General features: G+C 62.5%; 17 protein-coding genes and 1 pseudogene. 5 read left to right on the forward strand and 13 right to left on the reverse strand.

From position 1 onward, the window contains the following. Positions 1–57: 57 nt before the first annotated feature. From KQ661_RS17450 to galK, 5 genes are all read right to left on the reverse strand, one after another. Positions 58–1971, reverse strand: coding sequence for a DUF294 nucleotidyltransferase-like domain-containing protein (locus tag KQ661_RS17450; protein ID WP_216689520.1), 1914 nt, complete (start codon positions 1969–1971; stop codon positions 58–60). 151 nt (positions 1972–2122) lie between these two features. Next, positions 2123–2851, reverse strand: coding sequence for a 3'-5' exonuclease (locus KQ661_RS17455; RefSeq protein ID WP_216727617.1), 729 nt, complete (start codon positions 2849–2851; stop codon positions 2123–2125). 17 nt (positions 2852–2868) lie between these two features. Then, positions 2869–3894: a LacI family DNA-binding transcriptional regulator gene (locus KQ661_RS17460; RefSeq protein ID WP_216689522.1), complete on the reverse strand. Its 1026-nt coding sequence runs from the start codon at positions 3892–3894 to the stop codon at positions 2869–2871. A 209-nt stretch (positions 3895–4103) separates the two neighbouring features. After that, entirely contained in the window at positions 4104–5153 is a 1050-nt protein-coding gene (locus KQ661_RS17465) for a UDP-glucose--hexose-1-phosphate uridylyltransferase (protein WP_216689523.1), read from the reverse strand. A 289-nt stretch (positions 5154–5442) separates the two neighbouring features. Continuing rightward, complete coding sequence (gene galK, locus KQ661_RS17470; RefSeq protein ID WP_216689524.1) at positions 5443–6609, reverse strand: galactokinase; 1167 nt, start codon at positions 6607–6609, stop codon at positions 5443–5445. 296 nt (positions 6610–6905) lie between these two features. Here galK and KQ661_RS17475 point away from each other — a divergent pair, with 296 nt between their 5' ends. From KQ661_RS17475 to KQ661_RS17490, 4 genes are all read left to right on the forward strand, one after another. After that, on the forward strand, positions 6906–9494 hold the full coding sequence (locus KQ661_RS17475) for a cellulase family glycosylhydrolase (RefSeq protein WP_216727618.1): 2589 nt from the start codon (positions 6906–6908) through the stop codon (positions 9492–9494). Between the two features lie 120 nt (positions 9495–9614). Further along, positions 9615–11330 (forward strand): glycosyl hydrolase 53 family protein, encoded by a 1716-nt coding sequence (locus KQ661_RS17480; RefSeq protein ID WP_216727619.1) that lies wholly within the window; start codon positions 9615–9617, stop codon positions 11328–11330. A 66-nt stretch (positions 11331–11396) separates the two neighbouring features. After that, positions 11397–11537: a hypothetical protein gene (locus KQ661_RS17485; protein WP_216689527.1), complete on the forward strand. Its 141-nt coding sequence runs from the start codon at positions 11397–11399 to the stop codon at positions 11535–11537. A 45-nt stretch (positions 11538–11582) separates the two neighbouring features. Beyond that, positions 11583–12491: a T9SS type A sorting domain-containing protein gene (locus KQ661_RS17490; protein ID WP_216727620.1), complete on the forward strand. Its 909-nt coding sequence runs from the start codon at positions 11583–11585 to the stop codon at positions 12489–12491. Between the two features lie 71 nt (positions 12492–12562). Here KQ661_RS17490 and KQ661_RS17495 read toward each other — a convergent pair whose 3' ends face one another. The 6 genes from KQ661_RS17495 to KQ661_RS17520 all read right to left on the reverse strand — a co-directional run bounded on the left by KQ661_RS17495 (position 12563) and on the right by KQ661_RS17520 (position 18536). After that, positions 12563–12778: a heavy-metal-associated domain-containing protein gene (locus KQ661_RS17495; RefSeq protein WP_216727621.1), complete on the reverse strand. Its 216-nt coding sequence runs from the start codon at positions 12776–12778 to the stop codon at positions 12563–12565. A 139-nt stretch (positions 12779–12917) separates the two neighbouring features. Then, on the reverse strand, positions 12918–13145 hold the full coding sequence (locus KQ661_RS17500) for a heavy metal-binding domain-containing protein (protein WP_216727622.1): 228 nt from the start codon (positions 13143–13145) through the stop codon (positions 12918–12920). A gap of 233 nt (positions 13146–13378) precedes the next feature. Then, positions 13379–13702 (reverse strand): outer membrane beta-barrel protein, encoded by a 324-nt coding sequence (locus KQ661_RS17505; protein ID WP_216727623.1) that lies wholly within the window; start codon positions 13700–13702, stop codon positions 13379–13381. A gap of 121 nt (positions 13703–13823) precedes the next feature. Then, on the reverse strand, positions 13824–14996 hold the full coding sequence (locus tag KQ661_RS17510; RefSeq protein ID WP_216727624.1) for a carboxypeptidase regulatory-like domain-containing protein: 1173 nt from the start codon (positions 14994–14996) through the stop codon (positions 13824–13826). Between the two features lie 322 nt (positions 14997–15318). After that, positions 15319–16434: a cytochrome-c peroxidase gene (locus tag KQ661_RS17515; RefSeq protein WP_216726582.1), complete on the reverse strand. Its 1116-nt coding sequence runs from the start codon at positions 16432–16434 to the stop codon at positions 15319–15321. Between the two features lie 119 nt (positions 16435–16553). Continuing rightward, entirely contained in the window at positions 16554–18536 is a 1983-nt protein-coding gene (locus KQ661_RS17520; RefSeq protein WP_216689537.1) for a PAS domain-containing sensor histidine kinase, read from the reverse strand. A gap of 98 nt (positions 18537–18634) precedes the next feature. On the opposite strand from KQ661_RS17520, the pseudogene KQ661_RS17525 reads away from it, so the two are divergent. After that, a pseudogene (locus KQ661_RS17525) lies at positions 18635–19857 on the forward strand (ISLre2-like element ISRsl1 family transposase). Between the two features lie 194 nt (positions 19858–20051). Here KQ661_RS17525 and KQ661_RS17530 read toward each other — a convergent pair. Together KQ661_RS17530 and KQ661_RS17535 are read right to left on the reverse strand one after the other, a co-directional pair. Next, positions 20052–20459, reverse strand: a complete 408-nt coding sequence (locus KQ661_RS17530) for a hypothetical protein (RefSeq protein WP_216689539.1) — start codon at positions 20457–20459, stop codon at positions 20052–20054. Positions 20460–20541: 82 nt separating this feature from the next. Then, positions 20542–21366 carry a BLUF domain-containing protein gene (locus KQ661_RS17535; protein ID WP_216727625.1) on the reverse strand — a complete coding sequence of 275 codons (825 nt, stop codon included), beginning with the start codon at positions 21364–21366 and terminating at the stop codon, positions 20542–20544. Positions 21367–21405 lie beyond the last annotated feature (39 nt).

Below are 21405 nucleotides of genomic sequence, written 5' to 3' on the forward strand. Positions count from 1 at the left end.
TTTGAATCACTTGAATCGTGATTCTCTACAAACCTGTCGCCGCTACGCGGCTACTTTTCAGCTCAGCGACTTCGTGAACCCCACCTTAATCTTCAATTGAAAATCGGCAATGACCTTGAAAATCTCCTTCAGCGTCACCTGCTCTACCTTGGTTAGGGTCTTGGGGTCGAGGTAATTATCGGGCGTCACGTTGTCGTTGATAATCTGGGCGGCCTGCTTTTTCAGGCGCACGCCCATGAGGTAGTAGTACGATTGCAGCAGCTCGTGGGCCTCACGCTCGGTGAAGATGCCCAGCACCTTGAGGGCCTCCAGCCGCTCGCCGGTGTTGGTGGCGAAAATGCGGTGCTTGAGGGCATACATCCGCACCAAATCGACGATGGGCGACATGGTTTTCTTGAGGTTGAACACCTGGTGCGCGCCGTGGGCGAAGGTGCGGATATTATTGAAAAACGTGAGGGGCGGCTCGTATTGCAGCGCGTTCACGGCCATGTGGTGGAAGAAGCGCTCCACCGGCTTTTGCAGCTCCACGGCCAGGAAATCGTGCAGCTCGTCCATGATGGCGGGGTCGCCGTAGAGGTAGCGGCAGTCGAAGGAAGCGGCGAATTGCATGCCGGTTTCGGGGTTCGATTCGGTCATCCACGCCACGTAGTTGCGCTTCCAGTGCGAGAGCGAGTGCGTCCACTTCGGGTTTTTGGCCATGAAGCCGCCCTCGCAGTAGCTGAAACCGATTTCGTTGAGCTGGTCGCTCACCATCTCGGCGAATTTCAGGAAGTAGTCGCGCACCAGCTCGCGCTGCTCGTTGGCCTTGTCTTCGTAGATAATAGCGTTGTCCTGGTCCGTGAGCAGGGTTTGTTCCTTGCGGCCCTCGCTACCCAGCACCATGTACACGAACTTGGCCGGCGGTGGGCCAAGCTCGGCAATAGCCCCCTCAATCAACTTCAGGGCAATGGCATCTGACACGGTGGTGATGACCTGGTTCACGATTTCGGGCTTCACGCCCCGGTTCAGGAGCTGGTACACCATTTCCGGCACCTGCTCCCAGCGGCGCTTCAGCTCGGGCACGGCCTGCGCCTGCTTCACCGACTGAATGAAGATGAACGGCGACTGCGCCTGGTCGTCGGTCAGCAGCTTGTTGCGGCTCAGAAAACCCACGTACTCGCCATCGGTTTCGACCAGCAAATAGCGCGTCTTAGTCCTGAACATCAGCAAAATAGCCTCATACACAAACGCCCGCGAGCTGATACTGACCACCGGCGCGTCCACAATAGTTTCGACGGGCAGACTAGCATCGGCGCAGGCGGCCACTACCTTGTCGCGAAGCGTAATATCCGTGACGTAGCCAATGATGTGGCCGTCCACGTCGGCATTGGTGATGAAGTAGCAGCTGGTGCGGGCGGCGGCCATGCGCCGGGCCACTTCGTGGATGGGCGTGTAAGCGGCGCACACGTCGAGGGGCCGCAGCTCCAGCGTCTCGATACGGCGCGAAAACAGTTGGTCCGAAGCCAGGTAGCTGGAGCCGCTGCTCGTGGCGGGCCGCACAAAGTGGGCGTACTCCTCGTTCAGCATGCGCTGCCCGTAGCGCGTGGTGAAGAAGTGAAAGAAGCTCTCGTAGCCCTGGCACAGCGCCAGAAACTCGCGCCGGTGCAGGAAGTACACGCGGGTGTGGCGCTTGGCCACCACCGTGCGCAGCGACTTCTTCTTGTTGAGCAGCAGCGAGATGCCTCCATAGCACTCGCCGCGCCGGGTGAATTCCACCACGCGCCGGTTCTGCTGGCTGTCGTAGAAAAACGTCTCGTACTCGCCCTCCACGATGATGTCGAGGCCCCGCAGTTTCGTTTCGTCCTGGTAGTAGATGACGCCCTCGCGGGGATGGCGCACTTCTTCCAGGCCCTCGGCTACTTCGGCCAGCACATCTTCGGGCAGGCGGTCGAAGGGCTTCACGGTGCGCAGGAAATCGAGTTTTTCGCTCATGGGGCAGAGTATCGAAGGTTTAATGGGTAAAAGTAGACCGTCATGCAGAGCGCAGCGAAGCATCTCGCGTGCATTACTAATTCATTCGATTGAGTCACTATCACAAGCGAGATGCTTCGCTGCGCTCTGCATGACGGACTTCCATCTTCATTCACACCAACAAAAACACCGCCAGCAGCACCAGCGCCACGCCGGCCAGCAGCAGCCACGGCGCCACGCCAATACGCAACCGGCGCCGCAGCCGGCGCGCCAGCCGGGCCGGCTGCGTGGGCAGCCCGATGGGGACTTGCTGGGCAATTATTTCGTCGGTAATCACGCCCTGGGCCTGCATCTGGAAGTAGCAGCGGGCCGTGGCGCGGGCATCCACCAGGGCATCATGCTCGCGTAGCAGCGGCTCCTGAAACAGGCGCTGGTGCAGCTCGCCCAACCGCAAAAAGCCCTGGGTGCTGTGGCGCAGCAGCGGCCCCGTGGCCCGCATGGTGCAAAACTGGGGCAGCTCCAGCAACGGGTTTTTCAGCCCGGCCCGGTGAAAGCCCACGCCCAGCATATGGAAATCGAGCTGCATGAAATGGGCCACCACGCGGGGCTTATAATGCAGCAGGTCGCGGTGCAGGCGCTGCATCACGGCGTGGCGCGAGCGGCCGTTGGCCTGCAAAAACGCCGCCGTGAGGCCGTGGATTTTGCCCGACTCCGGGCTCATGTCGTAGTCGCTGGGGCGGATGTAGTGGTTTTCGGCCTTCACTTCCTGGCCATCGGGGGTGCATACTACCCAAGCCAGCTGCACAATGTGCGGCCAATTGTGGCGGCTGGCGTACGGCTGCGTCCAGTCGCGCGGAATGCCCGATGTTTCGGTATCGACGAACAGCAGGTAGTTGCTCACGGGAACCGGGCGCGACGTTAGGGCCGCTGGTGCCAGAGCGACGATTCCCGCTTCATCAGCCGGGGCTGAATCACGATTTTGCGGGGGGCCTGCTCGTGCTCCTGCACCATTTCGAGCAGCAGGCGCATAGCGGCCAGGCCCATTTCTTCGCAGCACTGGTCCACCGAAGTCAGGTTGGGCTCGGTGAGCAGGGTGAAGCTCTCGTTGCTGAAACCCGACAGCGCAATGTCCTCGGGGATGCGCAGCTTGCGCTCCTTGAGCACGCGCATGGCCCCTACCATGGAAAAGTCGCTGGCCGAGAATACGGCCTCAGGCGGCTTGGGCAGGGCCAGCAGCTGCTCCATGCCGGTGCGGCCATCGGCCTCCCACATCTCGCTGAACAGCACCAACTCTTCCTCCACCGGAATGCCGTACTCCAGCAAGGCCTGCCGGTAGCCGCCAAAACGGTTGATGTAGATATTGAGGTGCTGCGGCCCGCCGAAGTGCGCAATGCGCCGGCAGCCCTGCTCCAGCAAGTGCTTGGTCGACTGGTAGCCGCCCTGGAAATCGTCGAGCTCCACGGCGTTCACCTCCGGGCTATCCAGAATGCGGTCGAAGAACACCAGCGGAATATCGCGCTTCTTAATCTTGTCGAAGTGCTTGTAGTCGTGCGTGGTACGGGCCACCGACACCATGATGCCATCGACCTGCGCGTTAATCATCGTATCCACGTTCTTCTGCTCCTGGCCGTAGTCCTCGTTCGACTGGCACAGCAGCACGTTGAAGCCGGCGCGGTTGGCCACGGCCTCCGCCCCCTTCATCACCTGCGAAAAAAAGTACCCATCGATGTGCGGCACGATAACGCCCAGCGTGTTGCTGCGCCCCTTGCGCAGGGCCGCCGCCAGGTGGTTGGGCTGGTAGTTGAGTTGTTCGGCCAGTTTCCACACGCGCTTGCGGGTGGCTTCACTAATGCGCGAATGGCCGCTGAGCGCCCGCGAAACAGTAGAAACGGCCAAGTTTAGCTCCTTGGCAATGTCCGAGATAGAGGCGCGTTTTTGAGCCAAAGCGGAAATAAATTAGTGAGTGCGGGGCTAAATGTAACCCACTGGTACCATAACACCGATGAAGCGCGGAACGTTAACGGCAATTATTGTTTCTGATTTCGGGCGGGCTACGCGCCTGGGCCGGGCTGACCGGGAACGACCTCACGACGCCGCCCGGTCTGACCGCCTAGGGCGGTCAGACCGGGGGACGGCGCCCGGCGGCAATAAGCCTATTGAGCGGCCTTATAGTGTACTTCCGACTGCTCGCGCAGCCGCCCGGCGCTGAACTCGGGCGTGATGTCGCGCTGCGGGTCGCCCAGCAGCTCGTAGCCCACCATGAATTTGCGCACCGTGGCCGAGCGCAGCAGCGGCGGGAAAAAGTGCATGTGCAGGTGCCATTCGGGGTGCTCCTGGCCGTCGGTGGGGCGCTGGTGCAGACCGGCCGAATATGGGAAGGAGATGCTGAACAGGTTGTCGTAGCGAATGGTGAGACGGCGCAGCATGTCGGCCAGCGCGTCGCGCTCCTCGGGCGTGAGCTGGGTCACGTCCTGCACCGGGCGGCGGGCAATGACGATGGTTTCGAACGGCCACACGGCCCAGAACGGCACCAACACCACAAAATGCTCGTTTTCGATAACGACTCGCTCCTTTTGCTCCAGCTCGATTTTCAGGTAGTCGCTCAGCAGCGTGCGACCGTGCTGCTGGAAATGGGCCAGCTGCTGCACCGTTTCCTTGGCGGGCTCGCCGGGCACGGTGCGCTGCGCCCAAATCTGGCCGTGCGGGTGCGGATTCGAGCAGCCCATCATCGCCCCCTTGTTCTCGAAAATCTGCACGTAGTTGATATCCGGCCGCGCCCCGAGCGTCGTGAATTCCTCCACCCAAAGGTCCACCACCTTGCGAATGGCGGGCGCTTCCATCTGCGGCAGCGTCAAATCGTGGCGCGGCGAGAAACAGATGACGCGGCAGATGCCCGACTCCGCCTCTGCCCGCAGCAAGCCGCCTTTGGTGATGCCGCCGGTAGGTACGTCGGGGGTCAGCGCGCCGAAATCATTATTGAACACGAAGGTATCGGTGTACTGCGGGTTCACCTCGCCGCCCACGCGCACGTTGCCGGGGCAGAGGTAGCAGGTGGGGTCGTAGGCGGGGCGCTGGTCCGGCGCAGTTTCTTCCTGCTGGCCCTGCCAGGGGCGCTTGGAACGGTGCGGCGACACCAGCACCCATTCGCCCGAAAGGGCATTAAAGCGACGGTGCGGGTGCTCGGTGGAGTCGAAAGAAGACATAGGAGTTGTTTAGAAAGTCACAAAAGGTACTCAAACGGTCATGCAGCGCGCAGCGAAGCATCTTACTCGCATCGTTGAACGGGCCTGACGATGCGAGCAAGATGCTGCGCGCTGCATGACCGTTCGGGGACTTTCTAAACAGCTTCTTAACAAGTATTTTTAGAACGGTGTAGAGACGCAATATTTTGCGTCTCGTCGTTGCTGATGTTATTTAGTTGTTTGTGCGAACGGCACGGCTCCGGCCGTTCAACGCGGGTCGTTCAACGACGAGACGCAAAATGTTGCGTCACTACACCGCCACCGCCCCTACTCCACCCACAATCGTAGTCTGGCAGGTTTCCAACGTCATCCCGAATTTTTCCCGGTACGCCGCGCTCACGCTGGCAATAAACGCCGCCACCTTATCGGGCGCAACCAGGTTGATGGTGCAGCCGCCAAAACCGCCGCCCATCATGCGCGAGCCGAACACGCCGGGCGCTTTCCGGGCTGCCTCTACCAGCACGTCAAGCTCCTCGCAGCTTACCTCGTAGTCGTCGCGCAGGCCGGCGTGGCTGGCGTACATCTCCTGGCCAAAGGCGGCCAGGTCGCCGGCTTCGAGGTGGCGGCAGGCTTCTACTACGCGAGTGTTTTCCCGCACCACGTAGGCGCAGCGGCGGAACACCGTGGGGCCCAGCTCGTCGCGGTGGGCATCGAGCTGGGCCAGCGTGGCATCGCGCAAGGCTGCGATGTGGGGGTAATGCTGCTGAAGCACCGCCACGCCGCGCTCGCACTCCTGGCGGCGGGTATTGTAGGCGGTGCTGGCCAGGCTGTGCTTCACGCCCGAGTTGCAGAGCACGATGCGGCAGGCCGTGGTATCGAAGGGGAAATGTTCGTAGTCGAGCGAGCGGCAGTCGAGGCGCACGACATGGCCGGGCCGCCCAAACAGGCTGGCAAACTGGTCCATGATGCCGCACTGCACACCGGCGTAGGTATGCTCGGCCAGCTGCGCAATGCGGGCCAGCTCCATTTTATCGAGGTTGGTACCCAGGAAATGATTGAGCGCGAAGGCCAGCCCGCACTCCACGGCGGCCGACGACGACATGCCCGCACCCATGGGTACGGTGCCGGCAAACACGCAGTCGAAGCCCGGCACGGCGTGGCCGCGCAGCTGGAACTGGGCCGCCACGCCCAGCAGGTAATTGGCCCAATGCGTAGCGCTGGAGCTGATTTCGACGGCTTTGGCCAGCTCAAAATCCTCGCCCAAATCATAGGCCACTAGGCGGATTTTCTCGGTCCCGTTCAAGCCCACGGCGAAGCTCATTTCCTTGTCCACGGCGGCGGGCAGCACGAAGCCGGCGTTGTAGTCGGTATGCTCGCCGATGAGGTTGACGCGGCCGGGGGCGCGCACCAGCAGCGGCGCGTAGCCAAAGCGTTGTTGAAAATCGGCCTGAACGGCCTGAATGAGTGGAGTAGGCATGGAAAATCGGTGGGAAAAAGACCAGACAAAAACCGAATGCAAACGAGGCTATGGAATTACGCAACGGCGGACCAAGTGGACAGCCAGACGCCTTTGCGAGCCGAAAAGTACAGCTTGGCGCGTACATTTGCACAATCGTTTGTGTAAAGTATCCGGCCTTCCTGCGCAGTGTACTGGCTGTTACGGCGAACCGTTTTTATAACCTTCGGTTCAACATCGGGCCGGCTGCCCAGTTGGCGCAGCTTCGTTTCTCCGACGTTTTTCGCTTGTCTGTTTTTCGACATTTCCCTTTGCGTATGCCTCTCCGCCTTTCGTTTTTGCTGCTGCTCGGCGGCTTTCTTCAGGTGCTTAGCGCTCCGGCAGCCACGGCTCAAAAGGCGGCTAAATTGCCTTCGGGCGATGTTTTTGTGGACAGCAAGGGCGTGCTGCGCTGGCAGAAAACCCGGCAGGAAGTAGCCCTGTTCGGGGTGAACTACACCGCGCCCTTCGCCTACTCCTACCGGGCCCACCAGAAGCTGGGCGTGAACGTGGAGCAGGCCATCCGGCAGGATGTATACCACCTGGCCCGGCTGGGTGTCGATGCGTTTCGGGTGCACGTCTGGGATGTGGAAATTACCGATACGACCGGAAATCTGCTAGAAAATGAGCACCTGCACTTATTCGATTTCCTGGTGAATGAGCTGAAGCAGCGCGGCATCAAACTCATCCTTACACCCATTGCCTACTGGAATAATGGCTACCCCGAAAAGGACTCGGGCACTGGCTTTTCCAGCATCTATTCCAAGGGCGAAGCCTACACCAATCCGCGCGCCATCGCGGCTCAGGAGCGGTACCTCAAGCAGTTTCTCAACCACCGCAACCCCTATACCAAAAACCTCAACCGCGAAGACCCGGATATTCTGGCCTTTGAGGTGTGCAACGAGCCGCGCTACCATAAGCCCGAAGCCCAGGTAACCATTTTTGCCGACCGCATGGCCGCTGCCATTCGGGCCACGGGCTGCCGCAAGCCGGTGTTCTACAACATCTCGGAAAACCCCGATGTGTACCAGGCCATCCTCAACGCCAAAGTTGATGGCCTGACTTACCAATGGTACCCGCAGGGCCTGGTGAGCAACCACACGCTACGCGGCAACTTCCTTCCCTACGTGGACCAGTACCCCATTCCGTACCGCACAGACGCGCGCTTTCGGAGCAAGACGAAGATGGTGTATGAGTTCGAGTCGGCTGATATTATTCAGCCGGTGATGTACCCGGCAATGGCCCGCAGCTTCCGCGAGGCCGGTTTTCAGTGGGCCACGCAGTTTGCCTACGACCCCATGGCCATTGCTTACGCCAACACCGAGTACCAAACCCATTACCTGAACCTGGCCTACACGCCGGCCAAGGCGCTGAGCCTGCTCATCGCGGGCAAGGCGTTTCGGAGCGTGGGACGCGGGCAGTCGTTCGGGCGCTACCCGCAAGACTCGGTTTTTGGCAACTTTCACGTCAGCTACCGGCTGGGGTTGAGCGAGCTGAACTCGCCCGAAGAATTCTACTACACTGCCAACACCGGCACCGCGCTCCGGCAGCCGGCCCGGTTGCAGCACCTGGCGGGCGTGGGCTCGTCGCCGGTGGTGCGCTACGGCGGCACCGGCGCGTATTTTCTGGATAAGCTGGCCCCCGGCGTGTGGCGGCTGGAGGTAATGCCCGATGCCGTGGCCATCCGCGACCCATTCGAGAAAGCCTCACTGAGCAAGCCAGTAACGCAGATTTCGTGGAACGACCAGCCGCTGCAAGTGTCGCTGAGTGACCTCGGCCGCAGCTTCACTATAAAAGGCCTGAACGAGGGCAACGCCATCCAGACCCAAGCCGCCGAGGGCTGCGCCACCGTGCGCCCCGGTGTGTACCTGCTGGCCGCGTCCGGCAAATCCACGGCCGCCTTCACGGCCCAAACAGCCTTCAATCACATCAAGCTGGGCGAGTTTGTGGCCCCGAAACCTACCGAGCTGGGTCCGCAGGTGCGGCACACCGCGCCGGCCCAGGCCACGGCGGGCCAGCCCCTGCGCATCAGCGCTACCATCAGCGGCCTCGTGCCCACCGACAGCGTGTTTCTGGTGGCGCAGCACTACTATGGCCCCACGCGCACCCTACCCATGACCACCCGGAGCTACGCCAATTTAGAGGCCACCGTGCCCGCCGAGCTGCTCTATCCCGGCCAGCTCCGCTACTGGCTGATGGTGAAAAAAGGTGCGCAGGCGCTCACGTTTCCCGGCGGCTTTAGTGGCCAGCCGCGCGACTGGGACTTTGCCCATAATGAGCACTACGAAGTACCCATTGTGGCGGCTGGCGCGCCGCTGCCGCTCTTCCAGGCCAGCCGCGACCAAGAGCGCATTGAGGCCCATGGGCTGGCTCCGATGAGTTGGACCGACTACGTGACGCTGCCCAACGGCACCCTCGCCCTGCGCCTTGTGCAAGGCCCGCCCCGGCCTAACCAGCCCGTTGCTACCGGCCCGGCCGCTAGTCTGCGGGCATTTTTCGGCGATAAGCTGGCTGGCCGCACCACCGATTTAGCGGATTTTACGACTGTCGTCGTGCGGGCCCGCAGCAGCCAGCCCAATACCAGCGTAAGCCTCACCCTGACCACGAAAGATGCCGTGGCCTACGCCGCGCCGCTGGCGCTGAGCACGGAGGTGCGGGAAATCCGGCTGCCGCTCAGTGCCTTCCGGCCGGCGGCGCTGCTGCTGATGCCCCGGCCCTACCCCGGCTTTCTGCCGCTGCACTACCAAGCTCCCGGCGCGGGCAGCCTGAAAATTGCGGAGGCCGAAGTGCTGCATTTGACCTGGGATGCGGCCAACGTTACCGGCAGCCCGGCGAATGTGGATATAGAGTCGATTTCGCTGCAATAGCGGTTCTGTCAGACTGAACGAATACTTTTCTCAATGATTCCGTAAAACCCTCTACGTTAGTCAATTCGCTCGCCAAACACCCCCACCGCTATCATGAGAAGCCTACTTTTGTTGCTGATAATGGGGGCCCTTACTGGGCTGCCGCGCCACGCGGCCGGCCAAGCCCCCGCTGCTTTTGCCAAAGGGGCCGATGTGAGCTGGGTGAGCCAGATGGAGGCCGCCAACTACCGCTTCTACAACGAGGCCGGCACGCAGCAGGACCTGTTTCAGCTGCTGCACGACCACAACATGAACACCATCCGGCTGCGGGTGTGGGTGAACCCGGCCGGCGGCTGGAACGGCAAAAACGACGTCATCGCCAAGGCCATCCGAGCGCACAACCTGGGTTTCAGGCTCCTCATTGACTTTCACTACAGCGACTCCTGGGCCGACCCCGGCCAGCAGACCAAGCCCGCCGCCTGGGTGGGCCACACCCTGGCCCAGCTGCAAACCGACGTGTATAACCACACCTACAGCATTCTCGACTCGCTGAAGACTAACAACATCGTGCCCGAATGGGTGCAGGTGGGCAACGAAACCAACGACGGGATGCTCTGGCCCGAAGGCCGCGCCTCGACCAACATGGCCAACTTCGCCAGCCTCGTCGACCGGGGCTACGCGGCCGTGAAGGCCGTGAACCCCACCAGCAAGGTTATCGTGCATATTTCCAACGGCTTCAATAACAGCCTGTTTCGCTACCTGTTCGATGGGCTGCGGAATAACAATGCCCGGTACGATGTCATTGGCATGTCGCTCTACCCCACGGCCGCCAACTGGCCCACGCTCACGGCGCAGTGCCTCACCAATATGAATGACATGGTGAGCCGCTACCCCGGCAAGGAAGTGATGGTGGTAGAAGCCGGCATGCCCGCCAACGTGCCCATTCCCGCACAGCAAATGCTGCTCGACCTGATGGCCAAAACCCGCGCCGTGCCCAACAACAAGAGCTTGGGCGTGCTCTACTGGGAGCCCCAGGCGTATAACTGGATGAGCTACGGCCTAAGCATCTGGAACAGCAACGGCCAGCCCACCGGGGCCATCAATGCCTTTCTGAACAACCCGCCTAGCCCCGGCCTGGTCTACAACCCGGGCTTGGAGTACACCGCTGCCACCCAAACGCCGCTGGGCTGGAGCACCGCCACTACCGCCGATGCCGACGCCGACCTGACGCAGAACTACGGCTACGCCAGCACCTACCAGCTGGCCCACCAAAAAGCCACCGCCTACCAGGTGCGCACCTACCAGCTGCTCGCCAACGTACCCAACGGCACCTACACCCTGCGCGCCTGGGCCCAGAGCAGCGGCGGCCAGGCCCAGTGCCAGCTCTACGCCAACGGCTTCGGCGGCACCGAGCTGGCTACCACCCTGCCCACCACCAGCACCTGGACGCAGGTGCTGGTGAGCGGCATTGTGGTGAGCAACGGGCAGTGCGAAATCGGGCTGCGCTCCGATGCCCACGCCGGCGAAACGGCTGGCATTGATGACGTAGAATTCGTATCTTCATCCGTAACCTCTTCTTTGCCTGGTGCTTCCGGGGCAGGCTTCACGGCCCAAGTATTTCCGAACCCGGCCCCAGGGGCCCGCACCGTAGCCCTGGTGCTCGACCGCGACGAGACCGTGCAGCTCACGCTCTACACCCTCACGGGGCAGCTGGTGCGCACCCTCACGCCGGCCCAGCGCCTCACGCGGGGCGCGCATCAGCTTTCGACCCACGAAACCGGAATTGCGCCCGGCACTTACCTCCTGAAAATAATGCATGGCGACCAGGTTACGATGCGACAATACGTGCAGCTGTAGCCGCCTGTCACGCCCACCGCTTTCCATCATTTTCATCCTCAAACCCACTTTTAAAAACCCACCATCATGAAAATCTTTACGCTTGCAGCGATGGGCGCCCTCACAGTCGCCTCGCTCACTGCCCACGCGCAGTTCACCCTCGATGGCCAGGCTACGGCTGCGGAAATTGGCACTGGAGCTGGCAAATACCAGCTGGCCGGCAGCTAAATCGGCAATCATCTGGACGCCGACCGGGGCCTGAAAGCCCTGTACATGGGCTACACCGCCACCACGCTGAATATTCTGGTGGCCGGCTCGGCCGAAGCAGCCACTTCGGGCAGCTACCGCGCCCTCGTAGTGTACCTGAACACGCCGCTACGCAGCGGTGCTCCGGCGGGGGTGCAGCTGGGCGGGGCCGATAACCAATCGCCCCTGAAGCACCGGCCCACGTTGGATATGCAGACGGACTACGGCTTCCGCGTGTCGGCTGGGCCCGGCGCTACCGATGTCTATTTCAGCAACGCCTCGTACATCACCGGTACCGGGGCACCCACGGCCGGCACCGATACGTACGCCGGCTCGGGCAACAAGAACGGTACCGTGGTTACCTCCTCGGCAACCGTGTTGCCCGGCACCCGATTTGCCTACCTGAACACGGCCAACCTCACGGCCAACACCGGCAATGCGGGGTTTGAGATTGAGATTCCGCTCGCGGCCCTGGGCACGCCCCTGCTCACCGCCGGCAGCCGCCTCGACCTATTTGCCGCCTACACCGACGGCGACGGCATCTTCTTCTCCGATGTAATCCCACAAATCACCGGCCGCACCACCACCCTTGGCACCGACCCGAACTTCACCACCATCCCCGGCACGCAGTCGGTGGCGTTCTCGCTGGGCGCGGGCGTGCTGGCCAGCCGCAGCGCCGTGGCCAGCAGCCTCCATTTCCAGGTGTACCCCAACCCGGCTTCGGCCACGTCTACCATCGCCTACACCGTGCCGGCCGGCCGCCAGCCCGTGGCGCTGGCCGTGTACAACGCCCTGGGCCAGCGCGTGCGCGCCCTGGCCGATGCCGAGCAGGCCGGCAACCAGCAGTTTGCCCTCGGCAGCCTGCCCGCCGGGACCTACCTGGTCCGGCTGCAAATCGGCGACCAGCTCACCAGCCGAAAAGTGGTGGTGCAGTAGCTTTGGCAAGGTCAAAAGGCAAAAAAGGCGGCTCCACTACGGAGCCGCCTTTTTTACTGATTATGAAAGGATTAGGCCACCAGGGCCTGAATCTCGAATCCGGCGTCCTGCACGGCTTTCACAACCTGGGCGGCGATGGCCGTAGGGGAATTGACCGTGAGGATTTTATCGGCATTGGCGGTATCAACCTTCCAGTTGTTGGCCCCAACTTCCTGGTTGAGCCCGGGCGTGACGGCCTTGATGCAGCCGCCGCAGTTGATGGTGGTTTTGAAACGAAGCGTTGACATGGAATTGACCAGTTAAGCAGTGGGAAAGCGCCCAACCTTTGGTATGGGGACGACACTGTAAAGTTATGACTACAGCCCCCGCTGGCGGGCACAGAATTCCTATGCAAAGCTGCAGAATTCTGGCACGAGCGGCTTGCAGCTACGATTTTTTGACAAGCTCCATCTCGCAGATGGGGCACTTGCCGGGCTTGCTGCTTTGGCTGCCGGCGCAGCCCATCGGGCATTCATAGCTGGCTTCGGCCACGGGCGTGGCGGCGGGCGTAGTCATAGCCGGGGCGGCGGCGGACTTCGGGCTCTCGCAGCTGCTCAGCAGCAGGGGGGCTGAACAAAGGACAGCCAGCAGAAAAGCGGGAATTTTTGGAAACATCAGGGAGTCAGGAAGAAGAAAAAGCAAGGAAACTACCGCCGCGGCAGTAGCGGCAGCCGAACGGCAAATTTAAGGCGTAAGGTTCCGTTTGGGCTGCTCGCGCCGGCGGCTTAGCACCTATTCGAACAGGCGTTTGTCATTCCGACGAAGGAGAACTCTGACGACGGCTCTTGCCTGGTTTTGCTCAGATTCCTCCTTCGTCGGAATGAAAAACGCCATTTTCCAACGGCCGCTTACTCGCAGCCGCGCCCGCCGGCGTCGTCGGGCTGCTCGTCTTTGCGCTTACTGCGGGGCGTGTCGCCCGCGTTGCCGAAGCGGTAGGTGAAGCCCAGGTACACAATGCGCGACTCGCGCTTGTTGCGGGCCAAGGACTCGAAGCCGGGGCCGTAGGCGTTGAAGTTGAATTGCAGGGTATTGTAGATATCGGACACCCGCAGCGTGATGTTGCCCTTGTCTTTGAGCACGCTCTGCTTGGCGGCAAAGTCGGCGCTGAACTGGGTGAGGCGCTGGCCCAGGGCCGATACCACCGGCGAGCGGTAGTTGGCCAAGAGCTGCAAATCGAGTCAGACCACTAGATACTGAACTGCTGGTGCTGGGAGCCGGTGGTCTGGTCGCAAAAATTCACATCCGAATTCACCCCGACATTGTACTGCACGGGCATGTAGATGGCGTTGGCGGTTAGCTCGCGGCGCTTCTGCGCGGGCCGCAGGCGGCAGTAGTCGAGGCTGAAATCGGCCTGCTTCGCGGTGCCAGCGTTGGTGACGTAACGGCTGCATTACCCAGCGGCGGCGTAGCGCCGGTGCTCAGGTTGGTCTGGGTCGAGAGGATATTTACCCGGTTATCCTGGGTATTGAAGCGCGGCTGCACGGTCAGAGTCAGGGTCTGGTCGGGCGTGAGGGCGTAGTCCAGGCCCAGGCGCACGGCGTGCGAAATGCCCTGCGATACGCTGGTGCGGTCCTGGTTCAGCACCACGGTGGTATCGGCGCGGGTGGTGCGCTGGCGCACCGAGCCGTAGCCCGTGCGCCGGTCGTCGCGAAAGTCGTAGGAGCCGAACACGTTCACCTTGCCCTTGTGGTAGTTCAGGCCCAAGGAGGTGTTGTACTTCTGACCGGTGCCGGCGGTGGCGCTGACCTGGCCGTTCCAGCCATCCTGGCGCTCCTTTTTCAGCACGATGTTGGTGACCACTTCAATGGTCTGAATGGAGCTGGCCGGCAGTTGGTCGAGCGTGACGCCGGTGGGCTTGCCGTCCACAAAAATCCTCACATTCGTCGAGCCGCGCAGGCTTACCGCGCCGCTCTGGTCCACCGTCACGCTGGGCACGTTCTGGAGCACATCCACGGCGGTGCCGACGGTGGCGGTAAGGTCCTTGGTCACGTCGATTACCTTTTTGTCGAGGTTATCGGTCACGATGGCGCGCTCGCCCTTCACCACTACTTCGGCCAGTTTGGTGGCGGCCACGCGCAGGCGCAGCGGCCCCAGCTGGAGCGTGGGCGCAGCAGCCGTGAGGGCCACGGCGCGCTGCCCGGGGCAGTAGCCCACCACCGAGGCCCGCAGCACGTAGCTGCCAAAAGGCACTTTCTCGATGACAAACGCGCCGGTTTCCAGCGTCTGTGCGCCGGCTACGAAGCTGGAGTCCGTGGCCCGCAGCAGCACCACGCCGGCGAAGGGCAGCGGCTCGTTGGTGGCCGCATCGAGCAGCCGGCCGCTCACGGTGCCACTAGCCTGCGCCCGGGCAGTGGATGGACTGGCCAGCATTGCCATCAACAACATCCCACCCCAAAACTGCTTTTGCCCCAGCCCAATGGCGCGGGCACTAAAAAACCGCACGAGGGCGGCGAGTAGACGTTTCATATCCCTTAGGACTTACGCACTTCAAAAGCTATGTAACCTGAAAATCAATGACTTGCATTAAAGACATATATTTATTATATTGCTGTTTTTCAGTTGGTTAGTGCTTCAACTGCGTAAGTCCTATCCCTAAAAGTCATCGATTCACTGGCGTAAATGACCCCATTCCCCCGCACTAGCTGCTTGCAGCCCCAAAATTGCAGTCCGAACCTGTGGCAATTCTGTGCCGTGCTGCCGTACCGTGGACGCTGCGAGTCCGCGCGTCTGGCGGTCTATGCGCTTGAACCGCCAGACGCGCGGACTCGCAGCGTCCACGGTACGGCAACTACGGCTTAGCAAAGCGCGGGTCGTGGGTGAACGTGGTATCGGTGAAGGTGCGCAGGAAGGCCACGATTTTGGCCTTTTCGTCCCGGGTAAGGCCCAAGGGGTGGCCGGCCCCGAGCTTGTTATTGCTGCCGTTCAGTATCAGCGGGTCGAGGTTGGGGCTGGCGGTGGCAATGTGCTCGTTGTAGTGGCTCAGCACGCTGTCGAGGTTGGGGAAGCGGCCGTCGTGCATGTAGGGGGCCGTGAGGGCGATGTTGCGCAGAGAGGGCACCCGGAACTTGCCATTGTCGGTGGGCTTGCCGGTTTGCGCGCCCAGGCCCAGGTCGGTGAGGGTGGCGTCGAGGCCGTTGTTGCGGAAGGCGTGGTCGGTTTGCAGGCTGCCGCCGTGGCAGTCCTGGCAGTTGCCGCCCCGGATGCCGGCCGGCCCGTCGGGGTGCGTCACGAACAGCACCAGGCCCTGCTGCTCGTAGCTGGTGAGGGCGGCACGGTTGCCGCGCTGGTACTGGTCGTAGCGCGAGTTGCTAGATATCAGGGTACGCTCGAACTGGGCCAGGGCCTTGAGCAGGTTATCCTCCGTAATCGTGCTGCTGCCAAAAGCCTTACGGAACAGCGGCGGGTAGGCCGCTGTGGCTTGCAGGCGGGCCACGCCGGTGACCAGCGACTGGTGCATCTCCACAGGGTTTTCGATGGGGATGCGGGCCTGGGCTTCGAGGCTGCTGGCGGCACCATCCCAGGTGAGCAGGGGCTCCCAGGCCAGGTTGGCCAGCGGCATGGCGTTGCGCAGCGTGGTACCGCCGTTCACGCCCCGGGCGTGGGCCAGCCCGTCGGTGAAGGCCAGCTCCTGGCGGTGGCAGCTGGCGCAGGAAAGCGTGCTGTTCACCGACAGACTTTTTTCATAGAACAACTGCCGGCCCAGCGCCACGCCTTCCACCGTCAGGGGGTTGTTGGCGGGGGTGGCAGGCAGGGGCGGGAAGTTGCCGGGCACCGTCAGGTTATAGGCCGTGGGGGGCACTACCGGACCTTCCGGGTCCACGGTGTCGCGGTCGTGCTGGCAGCCGGCCAGGGCCAGTAGGCTGGCGCACAGCCACGCGGCGGTTGTTTTCGTAGCCTTCCGCATTTGGGTATTCAGGAGTAAAGAGTGGTTAATGGGAAGGCGGAAGAGCTAAGTTAAGAGTTAGGAGGGATGAGCTTGTGCCTTCCCTCCTAACTCTTAACTCCTAACTCTCAACCAGGGCCTCACACTTCCAGCTCGAAGCTCACGATAGTGCCCTGCCCCAGGCGCGAGCTGATGGCCAGCCGGCCGCCCAGCAGGGCCACCCGGTTGCGCACCCCGGCCAGGCCAATGCCCGCCAGCGGCTGTCCCACCAGCGCGGCCGGCTCGAAGCCGCAGCCGTTGTCTTCCACGCTTACGTCGAGGCGGCCGTTTTCGTAGGCTACGTGCACCACGGCTTCGGTGGCGTGGGCATGCTTCATCACGTTGTTGAGCAGCTCCTGCACCGTGCGGTACACCCCAATTTCGGCCTGGGAATTGAGGCGGTGGCCGAGGCCAAGCAAGTGCAGGCGCACCGGCAGGCCGGACGGCGCAATGCGCTTCACCAACTCCTGCAGGGCCGTTTGAAGGCCAAAGTCTTCGAGCACGCCGGGCGTGAGCTCAAAGGAAATGGTGCGCGTGGCCCGGATGGCCTCATCCAGCAGCTTCAACGACTCGCGGGCCAGGCCCGGCACCCCGGCCCGGCCCGCCAGGCTCAGCTTGGTGGCGTAGAGGAGTTGGCCCAGGCCGTTGTGCAGGGCTTCGGCAATGCGCTTGCGCTCGGTTTCCTGGGTGTCCAGAATGGCGGCCAGCACTTCCTGCTGCCGACGCAGGCGCTGCTGAGTGGCCTCTTCGGCCAGGCGGTCGCGCTCGGTCACGTCGCGCACCACCGTGAGCACGCCGCTGGGCTGGCTTTTGCCATTGTGGTATAGCGGCACGATGTGGACATCGTAGCGGCCGGGCTGCTGCTGAAACTCGCGGCCGAACAGGTCGATGCGCTCGCCGGCCAGCGCCCGGGCCACGAGCTGCTGCGATTCGTTGTTAAGGTAAGGCAACACCTCGGCCAGGGGGCGGCCCAGCACTTCGGCGGCTTCGCGGCCAAAGTAAGTGGTGGCCTGGGCATTCCAGGCCGTGATGCACTGCGCCTGGTCAACGGCAATAATACCGTCGAAGGTGTTATCGAGGAGGCTTTCGGTAAATCCCTTGCTCTGCCGCTGCTGCTGCTGGGCCTGCCGGGCGGCCGTGATATCGCGCCACACAGTGTGCACCACCGGCGTGGAGCCACCCAGCTCGATGGGCGTAAACACAGCCTCAACCCATATTTCCTTGCCCGTGGCGTGGCGCATCACGGCTTCGCAGCGCTGCGAGCCGGTGCGCAGGGCCTCGGCCATGGTGTCGTGAAACAGGTCGATGGTGCGGCGGCCGTCGGGCTGGTACTCGGGGGAGTGAGCCCAGGCCACCTGGCCCACCAGCTGCTGCCGGTCGGTGGTGCCCAGCAGGCGCAGGGCAGCAGCGTTGCAATCCACAAAGTGGTAGCCCTGCACGAGCACCACGGCAGAATAGCTTTCGGTGAACAGCTTGCGGAAGCGGGCTTCGCTGGCCGCTAGGGCGGTAGTGGCCTGCTGGCGGGCCGTGGTGTCGAGCACGGCCAGGCGGCACTGCGGGCCCGCGGGGCTATCAACCCGCAGGCCTTCGAGCTGCCCGAAAAAAGTGGTACCGTCTTCCTGCTGCAGCTTCAGCTCGATGCTCTGCGTGCTGTCGCTGCTGAACACGCGGGCCAGAAACTGCTCAAAATCCAGGCGCCGGGCCGAAACCACAAACAGGGTAAAGCGCCGCCGCGCCAGCTGCTGCCGCACAGTACCCAACAGCCGGGCCCCGCAAAAGTTGAGCTGCTCGATGAGGCCCGTATCGGTGAGGGTGAAGTAGCCCACCGGGGCGTAGTCGTAGAGGTCCACGTACTGGCTGCGGGCGGCCTGGGCTTCGGTCTGGGTCAGCAGCAGCTCTTCGTACTGCATTTCCAGCTCTATCTGGTGCACTTGCAGCTCCTGCACCAGGCGCTGCATTTCTTCGGGGGAGTGCAGCTCGGTGGGCTGGGTCACCAGCGCCCGGCGCTGTTCGGCCCGGGTGCGCAGTTCCAGCAGCGAGGCGTGCAAATCGGTGAGGGGCGCTGGAGTATCGGGGGGCAGCATGGCGGTGAAGCAAGGTAGATTGTGAAGGTAAGCAAGGCAGCGCGCCGGGCCAGTGGGGTGCAACCCAAATTGTCGCTAAATTCGGATTAACTTGTGTCATGACAACAGCACCTACCCCCGCCATGAGCAAGGCTGAATATCTGGCATTGGCCGAGCAAAAATACGACGATTTGCAGGCGCTTGCGACCCAGCCGACGTTTTACGGTTACGAGAAATCCTTTGAAGCCATCTGGATGGATTTGGACCGTCAAGTGTTGGAGCGCAACGTCGGCGTTGTGCCGGCTGACCGCCGTAAAAAAAGATAACGACCCGCTTTGGTCAGATTCATATAACTAACAATCAGGAATTTAGCCATCATCCGAACGGGTTTGGCGTCAGCCCCTACCTACAGGAGAAACTGGTTTTTTTGGGGCAATTCGAGGTCTATCAACAGGCCGCCGCGTTGGTAGAAACGTTGCTGGGCCTATCCGTGGGGGCCAGCCAAATTGACCGCCTGACGCACTTTTACGGCGGGGCCATCGCCGACGATATAGACCTGGCCGCCGCCGATGCCGCCGCCGATGCCGCCGCCGATGCCGCCGCCGTGGGGGTCGTCTACGCGCAGGCGGACGGGGCCATGCTGCTGACTGACGAAGGCTACAAAGAAGTGAAACTGGGCCGTATTTTTGCGGCTACAGCCCTGCAAACGAGCGCCGTAGAGGAGCGGGGCGGGCACATTGCCTCATCCGTTTTTGTGGGCCATCGAGGAAATGCGGCGGCGTTTGGGGTCAAGTTAGCGACGCAACTCGCCCCCTACAACGGCCGGGGGCGCGACCTGGTTTTTATCAGCGACGGGGCGCTGTGGCTGCGTCAGCTGATGGAAAAAACGTGTCCGCAGGCAACGCTGATTTTGGACCTCTACCACGCCATGGAATACATTGGCCAAGCCGGAAAGGCGGGTCTTGGGACCGGACAAGCGGCTGCCGACTGGTTTGATATACAACGCAAATTACTATTAGAAAGTAAGTTATACGAAGTATTGGCAAACCTCCAGCAGTTGAAAATAGCCCCTGCCTTGCGCCATTCCGTCGGTGCGTACCTGCAATCAAACCGCGACCGGATGGATTATAAATCGTACCGCGAACGCGGGTTGTTGATTGGCTCGGGGGCCATCGAATCCGCTCACCGCACGGTGATGCAACGGCGCTTAAAGCGGGCGGGGCAACGCTGAAGCAACAACGGCGCACAGCGGGTCTTGACCCTGCGCGTTTGCGCGGTGAGTAATCGGTGGCACTTGATACGACAACGCATTGAACCCTGCAACTCACTCAGGCAGGCATAGCGACAATTTGGGTTGCACCCGCCGGAAGTGCCTAAAAACACCGGCTTTCCGGTGGCCGGGCATCTGTATTGCTTCTCCCAATAATTACCCGCCCACCGTATGCTCAGCCAGTTCCATTCAGCTAGTGCGGCCAGCGCCTACACCGAGGTGCACCCCCCCAGAGCTGGTAAGTGCTATCGTTTATAGCCCCGGGCTCAGGCCAGCAGCCAGCGCACGGCCGCGCCCTCGTCGGCAAAGGGGCGCAGCAGGTAGGGAAGGCCGGGTAGGGTGGCCGGCCGCACCTCGTCTCCTATCGCCGTATCGGCGGCAAGCTCAGCGGCGCGGGTGGGAGCTACCAGGTAGGCCAGGCGCAGGGGGGCGGGCAGCAGGGCCGCCGCCCGGGGCAGCCAGTCGGTGATGACCCAGCGGGCGCTGGTGGCATCGGTGTAGGGCCGGCGGCGCACATCGAACAGCCAGCGGGTGGTGCGTCGGGCTTCGGGCAGCAGCAGCAGGGCCTCGTAGTCGCTGCGGGAAGTAGCGACCAGCTCGTGGGTAGGCCAGCGCACGGTGAAAAGGTCGAGGTCGGGCCGGTAAGCGTAGTCGGGAAAGTCAGAATCGGGCATGGGCAAAAAAGAATGGCGGTGCCAACGGAAGCGGCAAAAATACTTCCCGGCCCGGGACATGGCGCCCCGGCCGGCGGGTGGCCTAAGCCGCCGGGTCCTGCAGCCAGGTCACCGCCTCGGCCTCGCCCATAAAGATGGCGGCCTCGTAGGGCTGCGTGGCCGCGAGGGCGGCCTGCACGGCCGGAACTACTTCGGCATCGTGGCGCATTTGCTCAAGGCGCTGCATGGAGCTGAACACCGCCAGCCGCAGCCGGCGCGGGGCCAGCTGCGCCACGGCCACCGAAAAGAAGTCGTGAGTGAGCCAGGCGGTTTCGGCCAGTTTGAGCGGGCCCGAGCGGCGCGAGTCGAGCAGCCAGTTGCCGCAGCCGTGGGCCAGCGCCAACACCAGGGTCGCCTCGTACGAGGCCTGCGCTTCGGCCAGGGTGTCGGGGGACAGCCAGCGCAGGAACACGATGTCGAGGTCGGGGCGGTAGCTCAGGGTATAAGTGCTCAACGGTGTAGGATTAAAAACAGGAGGAGTACGCCCCGGTGGGCAGGGCTTGGTTTTGGCTTTCTTGCCAACCCTGGCCGGAGCTGGCGGGGCTGGCAGCAGCGGTGCCCGCAAGGTACGGTCCAGGTCGGGCGTCGCTACGCGGCCAAAGGCCATGCTCCAGCCGGCAAAGTGCCGCTCGGCCGTTGGGCCGGCGCTCACCGTCACCACCTGCGTGTGCCGGGTATCCTGCTGAATGGCGGCGTACAAGTCGCGCACGGCCTCTTCGGGCCCTTCCAGCACCTGCACAAAGTGCCTGGCGCTATAGAGCAGCATGTCCGAAATCCGGTGCTCCGCATTAAAGCGGCGGGCCGTGTGGAGAAGCTGTCCCAGCGCCTCGTCGCTCAGCGGCGCGGTGGCCCGGCTGCGGTAGAGCATCTGGTACACACTGATATCGAGCAGCTCGATAACCTGGTC

Source organism: Hymenobacter siberiensis (assembly GCF_018967845.1).
Lineage (GTDB): Bacteria > Bacteroidota > Bacteroidia > Cytophagales > Hymenobacteraceae > Hymenobacter > Hymenobacter siberiensis.